At 71.5% G+C, this 13,256-nt stretch carries 12 protein-coding genes; 3 read left to right on the forward strand and 9 right to left on the reverse strand.

Annotated features, from left to right (window positions below; genetic code table 11):
- Positions 1–126: 126 nt before the first annotated feature.
- Both MFF01_RS07100 and MFF01_RS07105 read right to left on the reverse strand, forming a co-directional pair.
- Positions 127–1,569 (reverse strand): hypothetical protein, encoded by a 1,443-nt coding sequence (locus MFF01_RS07100; RefSeq protein WP_238223401.1) that lies wholly within the window; start codon positions 1,567–1,569, stop codon positions 127–129.
- Positions 1,570–1,892: 323 nt separating this feature from the next.
- Positions 1,893–3,014 carry an aldo/keto reductase gene (locus MFF01_RS07105; protein ID WP_238223403.1) on the reverse strand — a complete coding sequence of 374 codons (1,122 nt, stop codon included), beginning with the start codon at positions 3,012–3,014 and terminating at the stop codon, positions 1,893–1,895.
- A 96-nt stretch (positions 3,015–3,110) separates the two neighbouring features.
- On the opposite strand from MFF01_RS07105, the gene MFF01_RS07110 reads away from it, so the two are divergent.
- Positions 3,111–4,004 (forward strand): LysR family transcriptional regulator, encoded by an 894-nt coding sequence (locus MFF01_RS07110; RefSeq protein ID WP_238223405.1) that lies wholly within the window; start codon positions 3,111–3,113, stop codon positions 4,002–4,004.
- A 175-nt stretch (positions 4,005–4,179) separates the two neighbouring features.
- Here MFF01_RS07110 and MFF01_RS07115 read toward each other — a convergent pair whose 3' ends face one another.
- From MFF01_RS07115 to MFF01_RS07145, 7 genes are all read right to left on the reverse strand, one after another.
- Entirely contained in the window at positions 4,180–5,433 is a 1,254-nt protein-coding gene (locus tag MFF01_RS07115) for a cytochrome P450 (protein WP_238223407.1), read from the reverse strand.
- Positions 5,426–6,745 (reverse strand): NAD(P)/FAD-dependent oxidoreductase, encoded by a 1,320-nt coding sequence (locus tag MFF01_RS07120; RefSeq protein WP_238223410.1) that lies wholly within the window; start codon positions 6,743–6,745, stop codon positions 5,426–5,428. The genes MFF01_RS07115 and MFF01_RS07120 overlap by 8 nt, the downstream gene beginning before the upstream one ends.
- A complete protein-coding gene (locus tag MFF01_RS07125; RefSeq protein WP_238223413.1) occupies positions 6,742–6,990 on the reverse strand; it encodes a ferredoxin in 249 nt (82 codons plus the stop codon). Before MFF01_RS07125 ends, MFF01_RS07120 begins: the two co-directional genes overlap by 4 nt.
- Positions 6,991–7,009: 19 nt before the next feature.
- Complete coding sequence (locus tag MFF01_RS07130; RefSeq protein ID WP_238223414.1) at positions 7,010–7,192, reverse strand: hypothetical protein; 183 nt, start codon at positions 7,190–7,192, stop codon at positions 7,010–7,012.
- Positions 7,189–8,478, reverse strand: coding sequence for a glycosyltransferase (locus MFF01_RS07135; RefSeq protein ID WP_238223415.1), 1,290 nt, complete (start codon positions 8,476–8,478; stop codon positions 7,189–7,191). Before MFF01_RS07135 ends, MFF01_RS07130 begins: the two co-directional genes overlap by 4 nt.
- A 118-nt stretch (positions 8,479–8,596) precedes the next feature.
- A complete protein-coding gene (locus MFF01_RS07140; protein ID WP_238223416.1) occupies positions 8,597–10,342 on the reverse strand; it encodes a patatin-like phospholipase family protein in 1,746 nt (581 codons plus the stop codon).
- Positions 10,339–11,505, reverse strand: coding sequence for a DUF3095 domain-containing protein (locus tag MFF01_RS07145; RefSeq protein ID WP_238223417.1), 1,167 nt, complete (start codon positions 11,503–11,505; stop codon positions 10,339–10,341). Before MFF01_RS07145 ends, MFF01_RS07140 begins: the two co-directional genes overlap by 4 nt.
- A 380-nt stretch (positions 11,506–11,885) precedes the next feature.
- On the opposite strand from MFF01_RS07145, the gene MFF01_RS07150 reads away from it, so the two are divergent.
- Positions 11,886–12,581, forward strand: coding sequence for a DUF1223 domain-containing protein (locus MFF01_RS07150; protein ID WP_238223418.1), 696 nt, complete (start codon positions 11,886–11,888; stop codon positions 12,579–12,581).
- Between the two features lie 3 nt (positions 12,582–12,584).
- Positions 12,585–13,253 carry an NrsF family protein gene (locus MFF01_RS07155; protein ID WP_238223419.1) on the forward strand — a complete coding sequence of 223 codons (669 nt, stop codon included), beginning with the start codon at positions 12,585–12,587 and terminating at the stop codon, positions 13,251–13,253.
- Positions 13,254–13,256 lie beyond the last annotated feature (3 nt).

A 13,256-nucleotide genomic window follows, 5' to 3' on the forward strand; every position in this document is an offset into this window, starting at 1 on the left:
GCCGGGTCACGGGATCGAGCTATCGCGTCGCAATAGAAGGTGTCGGGCCATCCGGCAAGGCCCCCAGGCCACGCGCCTGGGCATGGCGGCCGCCCGCCGGGCGCACGGCCCGGCCGCAGAAGGCCGTCACCGCGCCTCCAGCGGCCGCACCGACCACGTGCCCCAGTAGATCGGCCGGCCGAACACCGAGGACGGGCCCGGGCCATCGGACCCCGGGGCGCGGCGGTCGAGCCAGGTCAGGAAGCCGGCCTTGCCGGGATAGCTCGTCGGGGTCGCGAGGTTGCCGTAGCGGTCGGTCATCCAGAAGTGCTGGGCCCGCCCGAACCGGCCGGTGCCGTCGCCGCCCGAGCGCAGGCCGAGATAGGCCGGCGAGCGCATGATCGCCGTGGGCTCGGAATACCAGGCGAGACCCGCAATGGACCCGAGGGCGAGATCGGCGGTGTACTGGACGCACAGGTCCGCCACCGGGCCGTCCATGGTGTTGGAGGGGCGGTTGCAGGTGTAGGCCACGACCCAGCGGTCCATGCCTTTGGCCTTGGCGACGCGCACCAGGGCCTCGCCCGGCAGGGGCTCGGCGACGAGGCGGGCCGACGACCACGGCCGGTCGGCCGCGAGATCCCGGCTCGTGCGCAGGTAGAGGCCGAGGCGGCGCTGAGCCGGGGGCGCGGCGCAATCGGTCGGCAGCACGTCGGTGTAGAAGTAGTGGTAGACCTGATCGACCACGCTGATGGAGCCGACGAGGTCGTTCCGGTCGAAGCCCGTGCCGGGGCAGTTGCCCACGACGCCGCCGCCGGTCTCGTCGAGGACGGGGCTCGGGGCGGGATTGCCGCCGCGCCGCGACCGGCGGCGCCCGCCCGCCTCCGGCGTGAACGGCACCCAGGCCGCGCCGTCCCCATCGGCGCCCCGGATGTCGAACCGCTCGAAATCGGCGGTGCGGGCCTGCATCAGGGCGTGGCGGTTGCCGCTCGGACCCGGGACCGTGGTGAGGAGGAAGACGTAGCTGTAGACGTCCCCGCTCCAGTCGCGCCCGGCCACCACCATGGGATGGCGGGCGGCGATGCCCTCGGGCACGGTCTCGGACGCCTCCGGGGCGCGGGCGCGCCGGCCCCTCCGGCTGCGCCCCTCCGGCTGCGCGACCCGGGCGAGTTCCCACAGGCGGGCCTGCGTCGGCGGCATGGTCGTGGCGAGCTGCTCGGGCATGGAGCCGGAGCGCACGGCGCCGCCGTCGAGGGGGGTGACGGCCCGGCGCGGCGCGCAGGATTCCCCCCGGCGCGCCCGCGCGGGCGTCTCGGCCTGATAGACCACCTGAAGCCGGTTGCTGCCCTCGGCCGGGCGAAAGATCTGGACGCCCGAGGCCGATTCGCACGGCCGGGGCACGAACAGGACACCCTCGGCCTCGCCGCCCCGGCAGATTTCGAGGGCACCACCGGCCGTGGGATAGCAACCCGCATCGGGCGTCTGGGCCGGCGCCGGGCCGGCCGCGGCCGCAGCACTTCCGAGGACGAGGGTGCCCGCAAGGGCCTGACGCGCCCGATGGATCGCGGCGGAGAGAGGGTAGAACTGCGTCACGATCACGGGTGTCGGCGTGCCTTACGAAAACGCCCGGTCCCGGGCCGTGCTCGCTTAAAGCAACTTCGGCCGTAATTGGATGCCGATTGGGCGAAGAAAAAGCGATCGGGCAGAGGGGTCGAACCCGATCCGTTTGACCGCGCGAGGGATGGCCTACCAGTCATTGCAGCCCTGGCGTGTGCTGTCCCGCTCCGCAGCAGCCTGAACAAGCGATCAAAGTCGCAAGATTGATCGGAGCGCGATGGTTCCGATGCCAAGCATTAGCTCATGCGGACATGGGAGGCGGGTCCCCCTGAAACCGCGCAAGCACGGGAGGGTTTTCCTCAGGGCATCTCGCCGGGGGCTTCGACCCGCGCGCCGCCGAACACCACGGCCTGCCGCAACGATGGTCGCGACAGGCCGTAGATCAGGCGCGGTTCCACCGGTGCGCTCACCGCATCCAGCGCGGCGCGATGCTCCGGGGCGAGCACGAGATCGAGCGCCGCGATGTTGTCGGGGACCTGTGCCGGGCGGCTCACCCCCATCAGCGTCGAGGCCACGCCCGGTCGTCCGACCACCCAGGCGAGCGCGACGCGCGCCGGTGACTGCCCGATGGCCTCCGCCACCCGGCGCACCTCTTCGACGATCGTCCAGTTGCGCGGCGTGAACAGGCTGTCGCCGAACGGATTGGCGCCGTCGAGCCGCTTGTCGTCGGCGGGACGCCCCTCGCCCGCCCGCGCCGCATCCTTCGGCAGGCCGCCGGCTCGCGGTCCCGCCGCGTCCACCGTCGCGCGGTCGTACTTGCCGCTCAGCAGCCCGTAGGCGAGGGGCGACCAGGGCACCAACCCCATGCGGGACGCGGCCGCGAGGGGGATGTGCTCGTCCTCCACCTCCCGGTTCACAAGCGCGTAGAAGTATTGCAGCGCGATCGGCCCCGGCAGGCCCCGCAGGGTGGCCAGGGTCGCGAGGGTGGCAACGTACCAGGCGGGCGTGTTCGACAGGCCCCAGTAGCGAATCTTCCCGGCGCGCACGAGACCCGCCATGGTCTCCAGCAACTCCTCGGCCGGCGTGACCCCGTCCCAGACGTGCACCCAGTAGAGATCGACGTAATCGGTCCGCAGGCGGCGAAGCGAACCGTCCAGCGCCGCGTGGACGTGCTTGGCTCCGTTGCCGCCCGCATGCGGTCCCTGGCCCGTGGCGAACCCCGACTTCGTCGCGAGGACGATCCGGTCGCGCAGGGCGGGCGTGTCGATGAAGCGGCCGAGCATCGCCTCGCCCTCGCCCCCCGCATACACGTCGGCCGTATCCACGAAGTTGCCGCCCCGCTCCAGATAGGCGTCGAACACGGCGCGGCTGCCGGCCTCGTCCAGCCCCCAGCGCGCGGTGCCGAAGGTCATGGTGCCAAGCGCCAGCGGACTGACCGCGAGGCCGGAACGGCCGAGCGTGCGGTAATGCGTGAGGTCCATTGTTGCATATCCCTGCTGATGGCCCACAGGGTAGCGGCCCCCGTCACGGGGGATTAGCCACGATGATCGGCATGGGTTTGTGAGCAGGGTTCAGCAATGCGGCGTGGCATGCTCGACGATCTCGCGGCCTTCGCCATGGTCGCGCGCACCCGCAGCTTCACGCGGGCGGCGGCGGAACTCGGCCTGTCGCCCTCGGCCCTGAGCCACGCCGTGCGGGGGCTGGAGGAACGGCTCGGGGTCCGGCTGCTCGCACGCACCACGCGCAGCGTCGCGCCGACGCCGGCGGGCGAGCGGCTCGTGCGTTCCCTGGCCCCGGCCCTGGCGGAGGTCGAAAGCGGGTTGGCGGCGCTCGCCGACTGGCGCGGCGCACCGTCCGGTCTACTGCGGCTGACAACCTTCTCCTCGGCCGCGCGCCGCGTGCTCGATCCGGCCCTGCCGCGCTTCCTCCTCGAGCATCCGGCCGTCTCCGTCGAAATCGTCATCGACGATCGCCTGACCGACATCGTCGCGGACCGGTTCGATGCCGGCATCCGCTTCGGCGAGACGGTGGAGCGCGACATGGTCGCGGTGCGCCTGGGCCCAGACCTGCGCACGGTCGTGGTCGGCACACCCGCCTACTTCGCACGCCATCCGCCACCCGAGACACCGGCCGACATCGAGGCGCATAACTGCGTCAACTACCGGCTGGTCGGCGGGGGTGGATTGCTGCCGTGGGAGTTCACGGGGGGCGGCCAGGAGGTGCGCGTGCGCGCAGGCGGGCAACTCACCGTCAACGATGCGGCCCTCGTGGGGGCGGCCGTGCGGGCCGGGGCCGGGCTCGGCTACATGCTGGAAGAGGATGTCGCCGCCGACATCCAGGCGGGCCACCTCGTGCAGGTTCTGACCGCGTGGTGCACGCCCTTCCCCGGCTACCACCTCTACCATCCGAGCCGGCAAGCGACTCCGGCGCTTCGCGCCCTGATCGATGCCCTGCGTTGGGTTGAAGCATGACCGATTTCGATCGAACGCGGTCGCCAGGTCGGACGACCGCTTCTTGATGGTTTGGCTCCGCGGCCGTCCGATTGCCGAGGAGAGGGGTGGACTGACGAAATCCGGTCGTGAACCACCGGGTCGCCCGACGATCGACGAGCCTGGTTGTGCGACGATCAGTGTCCTCCTTCGTCTCCTATGACAGTCGCGGCCCGATCCCGTCGATGCCGATGCCGAGGTGCTCTGGGCCGCGCAGGGAGGCGCCGGGCCTGTAGGGCGGGGGATCCGCCAGGAGCCGGGGCGCGATCAGGCGGCGGCTGAGAGCCACCAGGGCGATTTCGGCCTCGATCCGCGCGAGTGGCGCGCCCATGCAGTAGTGCAGTCCGCCACCGAAGCCGAAATGCTGGTTGTCGTCCCGGTCGGGATCGAAACGGTCCGGAGCGTCGAAACGGGCCGGGTCCCGATTCGCGGCGGCGAAGAGCAGGATGACCGGCGTGCCCTTCGGAATGGTGTGCCCGGCGATCTCGATGGTCCCGAGGGCTTTCCGGGTCCGGAAATGCACGGGCGGCTCGTAGCGCAGCAGTTCCTCGATCACGCGCGGCGCACGCTCCGGGTCGGCCCGCAGCCGGGCGAGTTCCAGGGGATGGCGCAGGAGCGTGAGCATGCCGTTGGTGATCAGGTTCACGGTGGTCTCGTGGCCCGCGACAAGCAGGAGGATCGCCGTCGAGATCAGGTCGAAATCGCCCATCACGGCCTTGCCGTCGGGCCCCGGTGCCGCGAGAGCGCTGAGCAGGTCCGGGGTCGGCCGCCGGCGCTTCTCGCGGATCAGGGCACGCATGTAGCCCGAGATCGCGTCGAAGGCCGCCACCGTCCTGTGCCGGCTGGCCTCGTCGTGGCGGGCATCGGGCTCGAGGGCCGTGGCGAGCTGCGTCGCCCAGGCCTGGAACTGCGGTTCGTCCGCCTCCGGCACGCCGAGCATGTCGCAGATCACCGCGACCGGGAGCGGGTAGGACAGGTCCTCCACGAGGCAGACCTCATCGCGCCCGACGCAACCCTCGATGAGAGCGTCCACGTCCTGCGCGATGCGCTGCCTCAGGGCCTGCACCCGCGCCACCGTGAACTCGCGCATCACGGCGTGGCGCAGGGTGTCGTGGTCGGGCGGGTCGCGGAAGATCAGCGGTCGATGCGCCGTGGCGATGCGGTTCTTGATGGGGTTGAGAAGCCAATCCTTGAGCGGGTTGCCGGTGCGCGGGCGGCGGGAGGGCGGCAGGTCCTCGGAGCTGAGGCGGGGGTCAAAGATCAGGCTGCTGATCGCCGCGTGCGTGCTGACCACGACGCTGCCGTCGCGCTGGCGCGAGACCGGGGTCTCGCGAAGCCGGGCGTAGATCGGATAGGGGTCGGCCCGGTTGGCGGGGTCCAGGACCTCGGAAAACAGCGTGTCTTCAGCCATGACGGGCCTCGATGTGCGTGGACGCGGCACGCGGTGGCGGAAAGCCCGGCGCCATGGGAGTGAAGGCGCCCTGGTCGCTCGCATCGCGGATCGGCGGAAACGCTTGGCCGCCCGTGATCGCCTCGGCGTAGGCCGGGAGCCAGCGCGCCTGATCGAACGACACGGCGGCGATGCTGCGTCCGGCCCGGCCATAGACGGCGAGAAAGCGCCGTGAGGCCCGCGACCCCTGAACGATCGCGACCGTGTCGGCGCCCTCAGTGAGGCCCACGGCTTTGATGTTGATCCCGAACTGGCTCGACCAGAAGGCCGGTAGGTGGCGATAGGCCTGCTGCGCCTCCGCCGGCGCCAGCATGTTGCGCGCGGCGTGCTCGGCCTGCGCGACGGCGTTGCCCCAATGCTCCACCGACATCAGCCGGCCGCCATAGAGGGGATTGGGCCAGCGCGCGACGTCCCCGGCGGCGTAGATGTCCGGGCACGGCGTCCCATCGGCGCCGAGCACCCGGCAGGCGCCGTCGCAGGTCACGCCGCCGGCATCGGCCATCAGTCCCGCACCCGACAGCCAGTCCGTGGCGCGCGTCGCGCCGAGCGCCACGATCACGAGGTCAGCCTCGACCGCGCGCCCATCCGCGAGGTGGGCGCGAACGACCCGGCCCGAGGCATCGCCCTCGAAGCGGAGCACCTGCGCGCCCGCGTGAAAGGTCGCGCCGGCCTCCTTCAGGCACTCGGTGATCACGCCGCCGACCCAGGTGCCCAGGGACCGCGCGAGGGGCGTCGGATTGGGGTCGACCAGGGTGACGGGCAATCCGAGATCGCGGCAGCACGAGACCGCCTCGCACCCGATCAGGCCGGCGCCGACGATGAGGACGCGCCGGGGCGTCTCGGCCAAGGCGGTTCGCAGGCGGGCGGCATCGTCCCGGCCGCGCAGGGTGAAGATGTTCGCCAAGCCGCCGCCCGCGGCGTCCGGCCAGGGCCGGGCCTGCGCGCCGGTGGCGATGAGGAGGCGTTCGTAGGCGAGATCCGTCCCGTCCCTCAGGCGGATCGTGCGGGCCGCCCGATCCAGGGCGACCGCCGCATGACCCAGGCGCCAGTCGGCGTCGAGGGCGACGAGTTCCGGCAGTTCTGTGGCGTTCGGAGCCAGTTCGCCCGACAGGACGTGCTTCGACAGGGGCGGCCGGTCGTAGGGACGATGCGGCTCGTCGCCCACGATCGTCAGCCGGCCGCCATAGCCGGCGCGACGCAGGGCCTCCGCGCCCCGCAGACCGGCCAGGGACGCGCCGACGACGACGATGCCGGCTGCCTGCGCGGCGCTCACGGCGTGTCTCCGCGATCGGCCTGGAGGCTGATGGCGCGGACGGGGCAGGCCTGCACGGCCCGCTCGATCTCACCCCGTCGCGCGCGCGCCGGAGCGGGATCGTAGAACAGGATCTCGTGGCCTCGAACATCGAAGACGCCGGGCGCCGCATAGCAGCATTGGGCGTACCCCTGGCATCGGTTGAGGTCGACCACGACCCTGAGCGGCGCGGCCTCGCCTGGAACGGGCTCGGTGAGGTTGGGCATGGCGGTGTCTCGCTGGTGGTCAGAGGCCGAGGAACCGATCGGCCGGATCGTCCGCCTGCGGCATCAGTTGAGCGACCGACCCCAGGGGCAGGCCGGTGATGGCCGCGAGCACGAGGGTGGCGGCGAACACCACCGGCCGGGGCGTCCGCCTGCCGGTGCGGGCCCGGCCCCGGATGCGATCGAAGAGCCGGAGAGCGGTCATGCGGCGATGTCCTGGACGGCCGGGCAGCTGCGAACCACGCCATCGATGCTTGCGAGGACCGTCCGGCCCCCGTCCAGCTCCGAGAAGGCGCGTGCCAGGCATGCGGCCCGATCGCGGAAACGGGGCTCGGCCAGCACCGTCTCGATCGCCTCCCGTAGCGCCTGGACCGACGGCGCGTTGCTCGCGAGATTGAGTCCGGCGCCCGACCAGCCGATGCGTGCGCCGATCTCCGCCTTGTCCTCGGTGAGCCCAGCCGAGACGAGGGGCACGCCGGCCGCGAGGGCCTGCGAGACGGTGCCGTATCCGCCGTTCGTGACGAGGACGGACACCTCCGGCATCATCGCGTCGAAGGGCAGGAACGGCGCGATCCGGGCATTGGCCGGCACGGCTCCCCGCACCGCCTCGACGGGGCGCCCGCCCGTGGTCGCCACCACCAACAGGTCGTCCCGGTCCGCCAGGGCCGCGAGGGTCGGCTCGAGCAGTTCACCGAAATCGGCATTCGCCAGGGTGCCCTGGGTGACGAGGACGACGGGCTTGCTCCTGTCGCGGGCCTGCCACCACTCGGGAAGCGCCGCCTCGGCCCTCGGCGCCGGCAGCTGCCCGGTGAAGCGGAGATTGGGCGGCAGCGTCCCGAAATCGTACTCGAACGCCGGCACGGTCGGCTGGAGGAACAGGTCCGGCAGCACGGCGATGGAATGCGGCAGCGAGGCCGGCAGGGGCGGCAGGCCGAGGCGCGCCAGCTGCGCATCGGCATGGGCGCGCACGGGATCGACAAAGGCGGCATCCATCCCGGCCTTCAGCAGCGCGTAATGGGCGCGCTCCGCGTCCGTTCGGGCCGGCGGCAGGCCGAGACCGACCGGGGCGGCGTCGGGCCGGTCGAGGAACAGGAAGCTGACGTTCAGGACGACGATGGGGGGACGCGGCTCGGATCCCAGCAGCAGCGGCAGCACGCCGAGGAACAGGCTGCCGGCGACGATCACGTCGGGCCGCTCCGCCGCGACGAGACCGCGCAGGACCTCGGTCTGAACCGGGATCGGATCGATGAAGCGGCGGGCGAACTCGCGCCGGTAACGCTCGGGGCCCGCCGGCAGGCCGGTCTCGCGGTACGACGCGGCATCGCCGTCGTCGCAGGGCGAGAAGCGCAGGCCCGCCGCCTCGACCTTTCCACGAAATCGCTCGGCGGTGGTCATGACGACGCTGTCGCCGCGGGCGGCGAGGAGCCGGCCGACGGTGAGGAGCGGATTGATGTGCCCGGTCAGGGCGGTGGCTGCGATCAGCACCTTCATGGCGATAGGAGTCCTCAGTGCGTCGGTTGCGTTGCAGGGAGAATCGCTGCAGCGCACAGAGAGGTTACAGGCATGCGCTCGGATGGGTGCGCTGGCGCACCCGGTTTCCCAGGACGCGTCATGTCGGGCCCCCGCCGCCATCCTCGGTCCAGGCCCGCAACCGGCCCTCGGCGAGGGCCTCCTTGGTGTGGCGATAGCCGATCTCCGCGATGGCTTTGAAGCTCGACCAGGCGCGCAGGTCGATGCCGGCCAGCGGCGGCTTCAGCACGGCGGTGGCGTAGCCGACCGCCATCGTCGCCTGCGCGTCGCCCGACACGGTCGCGGCCCGCAGCAGGAGCGGCGCGATGCCCGGCATGGCATCGGGAGCGCCCAGGATCCGCCGGATCAAGCGTCCACGCCAGGAGCGCATCGTCATGGCGCCGAAGGCGCGGTCGCTGCCGACATCGATGGCGAGCACCGGACCCCGATCGAGGTCGGCCAAGACGTCGGCCGGCAGGTTGTTCATCATGCCCCCGTCCACCAGGACGCCCTCGTCGGTGCAGACCGGCGGGAGCAGGCCCGGGATCGCGATGCTGGCGCGGAGCGCTCCCGGCAGGTCGCCACTGCGGTGGACCATCGCCGTACCGCTCGTCAGGTTGGACGAGACGCAGAGGAACGGGAGCCAGAGATCCTCGATCCGCGCGCCGCCGAACCACGCCGCAAGACCCGCATCGACCTTCGCTCCACGGGTCAGCGCGTGGTAAGGCAGCGTGTAGTCGTTGAGGGGATTGTTGCCGACGAAGAACGCCACCGTGCTCGCGCGGATGCGGTCGATGCCGAGATCCATGGCGACGCTCGCCGCGACCACCGCTCCCATGCTGGTGCCGCCGACGAAGTCGGGGGCGTAGCCGGCCTCGTCCAGGGCCTGCATCACCCCGAGATGGGCGAGGCCGCGCGCGCCGCCGCCACCGAGGACGAGGCCCCGGGCCGAGCCGCTCGCCAGGCGTGCGAGGCGGCGAAGGTCGCCGCTCCTGCCGGCGCGAACCGGGATGCGTAGGGCGACAGGCAGGGCCGCGACCTCGGGATGGACGGGGCGGGGCAGGACCGCATCCGCGTCCTGCGGGACGGCGAGATCCATCCGGATCCAGTCCGACCGCACGCTCCCGAGCCAGGCGGCGGCCCCGGGGCGGGGCGGCCGCCCGGGTTCGGCGAGGAGCAGGACGTGGTCCGCGTGGCGCAGGCAGAGGCGGCACCACGGGCAACCGACCTCGTGGGCGACGAAGACCGTGCGGGCATGACGGGTCTCGTAGGCATGGAACCACGTCTCGTCCGCGCCGGCCGGCCAGCGTGTCAGGCAGCCGGTGCGGCCCGGCAGGATCCCATCGAGGGCCGTCGCCAGGGCATGGCCGAACGCGGCCGCGTCGAGGCCTTCCGTCACGGCGAGCACGGCGAAGCTGCGCGGCTTATGACGGATCGTCTCGCCCGCCTGGGCGGTCCGCATGCGCTCGGTGAGAAGCCGTGCGAAGTAGAGCAGCATCCGGGGATGATGCGCGGTCAGTTCCTCGAAATCCGCGCGCGCCAGCCGCAGCAGCCTGGAATCCCGCAGGGCCGTGGCCGTCGCGGAGCGCGGTGCCGGCGACAGCAGCGCCATCTCGCCGAAGCTCTCGGGCGGATTCAGCCGGGCGATCCGGCGCGGCCGCCCCGCAGCATCCTCGGCCGAGATCCCCACGGCACCGGAGATCAGGGTGTAGAGCGCGTCCCCGGCATCACCCTGCGCGAACAGCGTGCTTCCGCCGGCCACGGCGACCGAGACCATGCGGGCGCGCACGGCGGCAGCGGCCTCCGGGTCCAGGCCGGCCAGAAACGGGATCTCCGAGCCCGTCATGGCTGGCGCTTGAGCATGGCGGCCGCCCGGGCGTATCCGCCATCGGCCCCATCGACGAAATGGACGTGGTCGTCGCGCAGCACCGAGGGCGAGATGCAGGTCACCACCGCCGCTTCCTGGCGGTGCAGGCCGTACCGCACCAGTCCCGCCGACCGCGCGGCCGCGAGCCGCGCCTCGATCCGGTCCGCCATGGCGACCGGACAGGTCACGGTGAGGCGAAGCCCATCGTCGTACTTTCGAAAATCCGCATTGGCCGCGAGCCGCCTGCGATAACGGCGCGGCGAGAATCGGCCGAACGGCACGCCCAGGCGGAACAGCACGAAGGCCCCGCCGCGCGACAGGAACAGGTGCGCGAGGCGCAGCAGCCCCGCCCCCGTCGACGCCCCCGCGCCGCGCGCATCCTCCCGAAGACCCCGCCACGGCGGCCGCATCGCCGGGCCGTCGGCCGGCAAGGGACGCCCGTTGCTGGGGCTTGCCTCGATCTCGGCCAGCAGCCCGCCGAGAACCGCCAGGACGGCGTTCCGGTCGGCGCCCGCCTCGGGCAGGGCGATGAGCGAGAGGACCAGGCCCTCTCGGGCCGGAACCGCCTCGAACCGGCAGGACAGCCCGGTGAGATCGGGCTTCGCTCCCCTCGGGGCCGCCGCGACCCCGTGGAGCCCACGCTTCACCGCAGCCTCCGCGTAGGCGAGGCCTCCCCCGGAGAACATCGCGTAATCGACCGTCGGGGAGACCGCGTAGCGCGCGATCCGCAGATCGTGGCCATTGGCCCGCACCGCCGCGACGGGGATCAGGCCCGCGCGCAGTTCGAGGTCCAGCGCCTCGCGGACCCAGGTCACCGTCATGGCCAGAACCGCCTCGACGGTATGGCGATGCTCGGGGGGAACCAGCAGGGTCGCACCGTCACCGCCGAAGACGAACGGCGTGTCGGCCTCCGGCAGGGCGTTGCGTACGGCCGCGATCAGGGCGGCGCCGGCGATGTTGACGGACCGGTAGCGCCCCGCCTCGATGGCCCGGGTCGACATCACCACGTCGCAGAGGGCGATCCACCACGCGTCGGGCACCGGGACATAGCGGGCCTCGTCGAGCACGTCCGAAAACCGCGAGAGACGCGGAACGGCGGTGTAGCGGAACGACGGAGGGGCGCCGGCTTCCTCAGGGTCCATCGGCGTAATAGCCTTGGTGAATAGGCATCGCCGGGTGTCGATTCTACGCCGATGACGATGAATCACAAGGAGATCTTCGCCTGTCGAGCGTACGGCCATGACAAGGTTCTATCGTCCAACCCATTAACATTTGTGTAAAAAGGACAGACCCCAGACCGTCGATCGGTTTCGACTGATATCGGTGGGTCGGGCGGCGGATAGGGATCAGCCGACGGAGGTGATCCGGTCGCCGTAGCGGAGTCGAGCAGAGCGGTGTCGTTTCTCGACGCTTAAATGCTCAAGACAAAAAACCTCGAGGGTCACACAGCATCGTCGATAGGCTGTAACCGGGCGTTGCCCAAGACGAATGAGGGATATCCCGCCTCGTTACGGAGCACACGATGTCGTCCCGCCTCACATCCCTCATCATCGGCCTGATCCCGATCTTTCTCGTGTCCGAGCCCGTGATGGCGCGTCCCGTGGTGGTGGAGCTCTTCACATCGCAAGGGTGCTCGTCCTGCCCGCCGGCGGAGGTGCTGCTCGGCGAGTTGGCCGGGCGCGACGACCTCTTGCCACTGGGATTCCACGTCACCTATTGGGACGATCTCGGCTGGAAGGACACCGCTTCCTTCGAAGGCGCGACCGAGCGGCAGGCGGAGTATGCGGCGCGGCTCGGCGAGGGGAACTTCACGCCCCAGCTCGTGATCGACGGCCGCCGGAGCGTGGTGGGATCGCGCCGCACGGAAGCCGCCTCGGCCGTCGCGGCCGCCCGGGCCGAGATCGGCCTCGACACCGAAGTCGCCGTTGCGCGCCGGGACGGCCGCATCGCCGTGGCGGTCGGCTCCGGCAAGGGCAGCGGACGGGTGATCCTCGTCGGCTTCGACCACTCCGTGCGCACGCCCGTGGCACGGGGTGAGAACAGCGGGCGGACCCTCGTGCAGGCCAATGTCGTGCGCTCTCTGCGCACTCTTGGCACCTGGTCGGGAGAGCCGCTGCAGTTCAGCGAGGCGCTGCCGGCCGGGCAGGATGCCGCCGTGATCGTGCAGCGCTCGGACGGCCGCATTCTCGGAGCGGCACGCCTCTCGCCAGGGGCCTGAGGCATGACCGCATGGAACGAGGAGCCGATCCCCGTGGCCTCGCGCCATATGCGCCTGATCGACGCGCTGGCCCGAGGTCTCGTTCCGGTCCGGCAAGTCAGCTCGCCGCTCCAACGAATGCTCGACTGGCTCCGCATCATCATTCTCCCCGGCGCCGGACTCGTCTTGGTTGCCCACCTCAAGGGGGCACTGGGTCGTCACGCCGTCGAACCGGAGTTCGTTCTGGCGGCCATCGGATCGGTCGCCACGGCCGTCACGGCGGCGGCGGCGGCAATCCTGGCGATGTTTCCCGACCGTGATCCGCGTTGGGCCCTCCTGCCCGTGCCGAGCCTCACGCTCTGGATCGGGGCGAGCCTCTCGGGCGCCAGCGCGAAGCACGGAGCTCCGATGTCTCTCTCGGACGCCTGCACCTGTGTCGGCTTCATCCTGGGGCTCGGCGTTCCCTTCGCGCTGCTCCTGGCAACGAACCTCAAGGGCGGCTACGCCCTTTATCCATCCCTGAGCGGCGGCCTCGCCGGCCTTGCAGCAGCGTCTGCTGCAGCGTCGATCCTAGGCCTCTTCCACCCCTTCGCCACGACGCTGAACGACCTCGCCCTGCACGCGCTCGCGATAGCATTGCTCTCAGGGGCCGGTGCTCGGTTGGGCCGGCCCTTCCTCGGCGGGCGCATGTGAGAA

It is taken from the genome of Methylobacterium adhaesivum (assembly GCF_022179065.1).
Taxonomy (GTDB): Bacteria; Pseudomonadota; Alphaproteobacteria; order Rhizobiales; family Beijerinckiaceae; genus Methylobacterium; species Methylobacterium adhaesivum.

Bases quoted from the DNA above. Each gene is read 5' to 3' on its own strand.
- MFF01_RS07145 (WP_238223417.1), bottom strand. From the start codon at position 11,505: ATGGACCCTGAGGAAGCCGGCGCCCCTCCGTCGTTCCGCTACACCGCC.
- MFF01_RS07125 (WP_238223413.1), bottom strand. From the start codon at position 6,990: ATGCCCAACCTCACCGAGCCCGTTCCAGGCGAGGCCGCGCCGCTCAGG.
- MFF01_RS07150 (WP_238223418.1), top strand. From the start codon at position 11,886: ATGTCGTCCCGCCTCACATCCCTCATCATCGGCCTGATCCCGATCTTT.
- MFF01_RS07110 (WP_238223405.1), top strand. From the start codon at position 3,111: ATGCGGCGTGGCATGCTCGACGATCTCGCGGCCTTCGCCATGGTCGCG.
- MFF01_RS07105 (WP_238223403.1), bottom strand. From the start codon at position 3,014: ATGGACCTCACGCATTACCGCACGCTCGGCCGTTCCGGCCTCGCGGTC.
- MFF01_RS07155 (WP_238223419.1), top strand. From the start codon at position 12,585: ATGACCGCATGGAACGAGGAGCCGATCCCCGTGGCCTCGCGCCATATG.
- MFF01_RS07130 (WP_238223414.1), bottom strand. From the start codon at position 7,192: ATGACCGCTCTCCGGCTCTTCGATCGCATCCGGGGCCGGGCCCGCACC.
- MFF01_RS07135 (WP_238223415.1), bottom strand. From the start codon at position 8,478: ATGAAGGTGCTGATCGCAGCCACCGCCCTGACCGGGCACATCAATCCG.
- MFF01_RS07115 (WP_238223407.1), bottom strand. From the start codon at position 5,433: ATGGCTGAAGACACGCTGTTTTCCGAGGTCCTGGACCCCGCCAACCGG.
- MFF01_RS07140 (WP_238223416.1), bottom strand. From the start codon at position 10,342: ATGACGGGCTCGGAGATCCCGTTTCTGGCCGGCCTGGACCCGGAGGCC.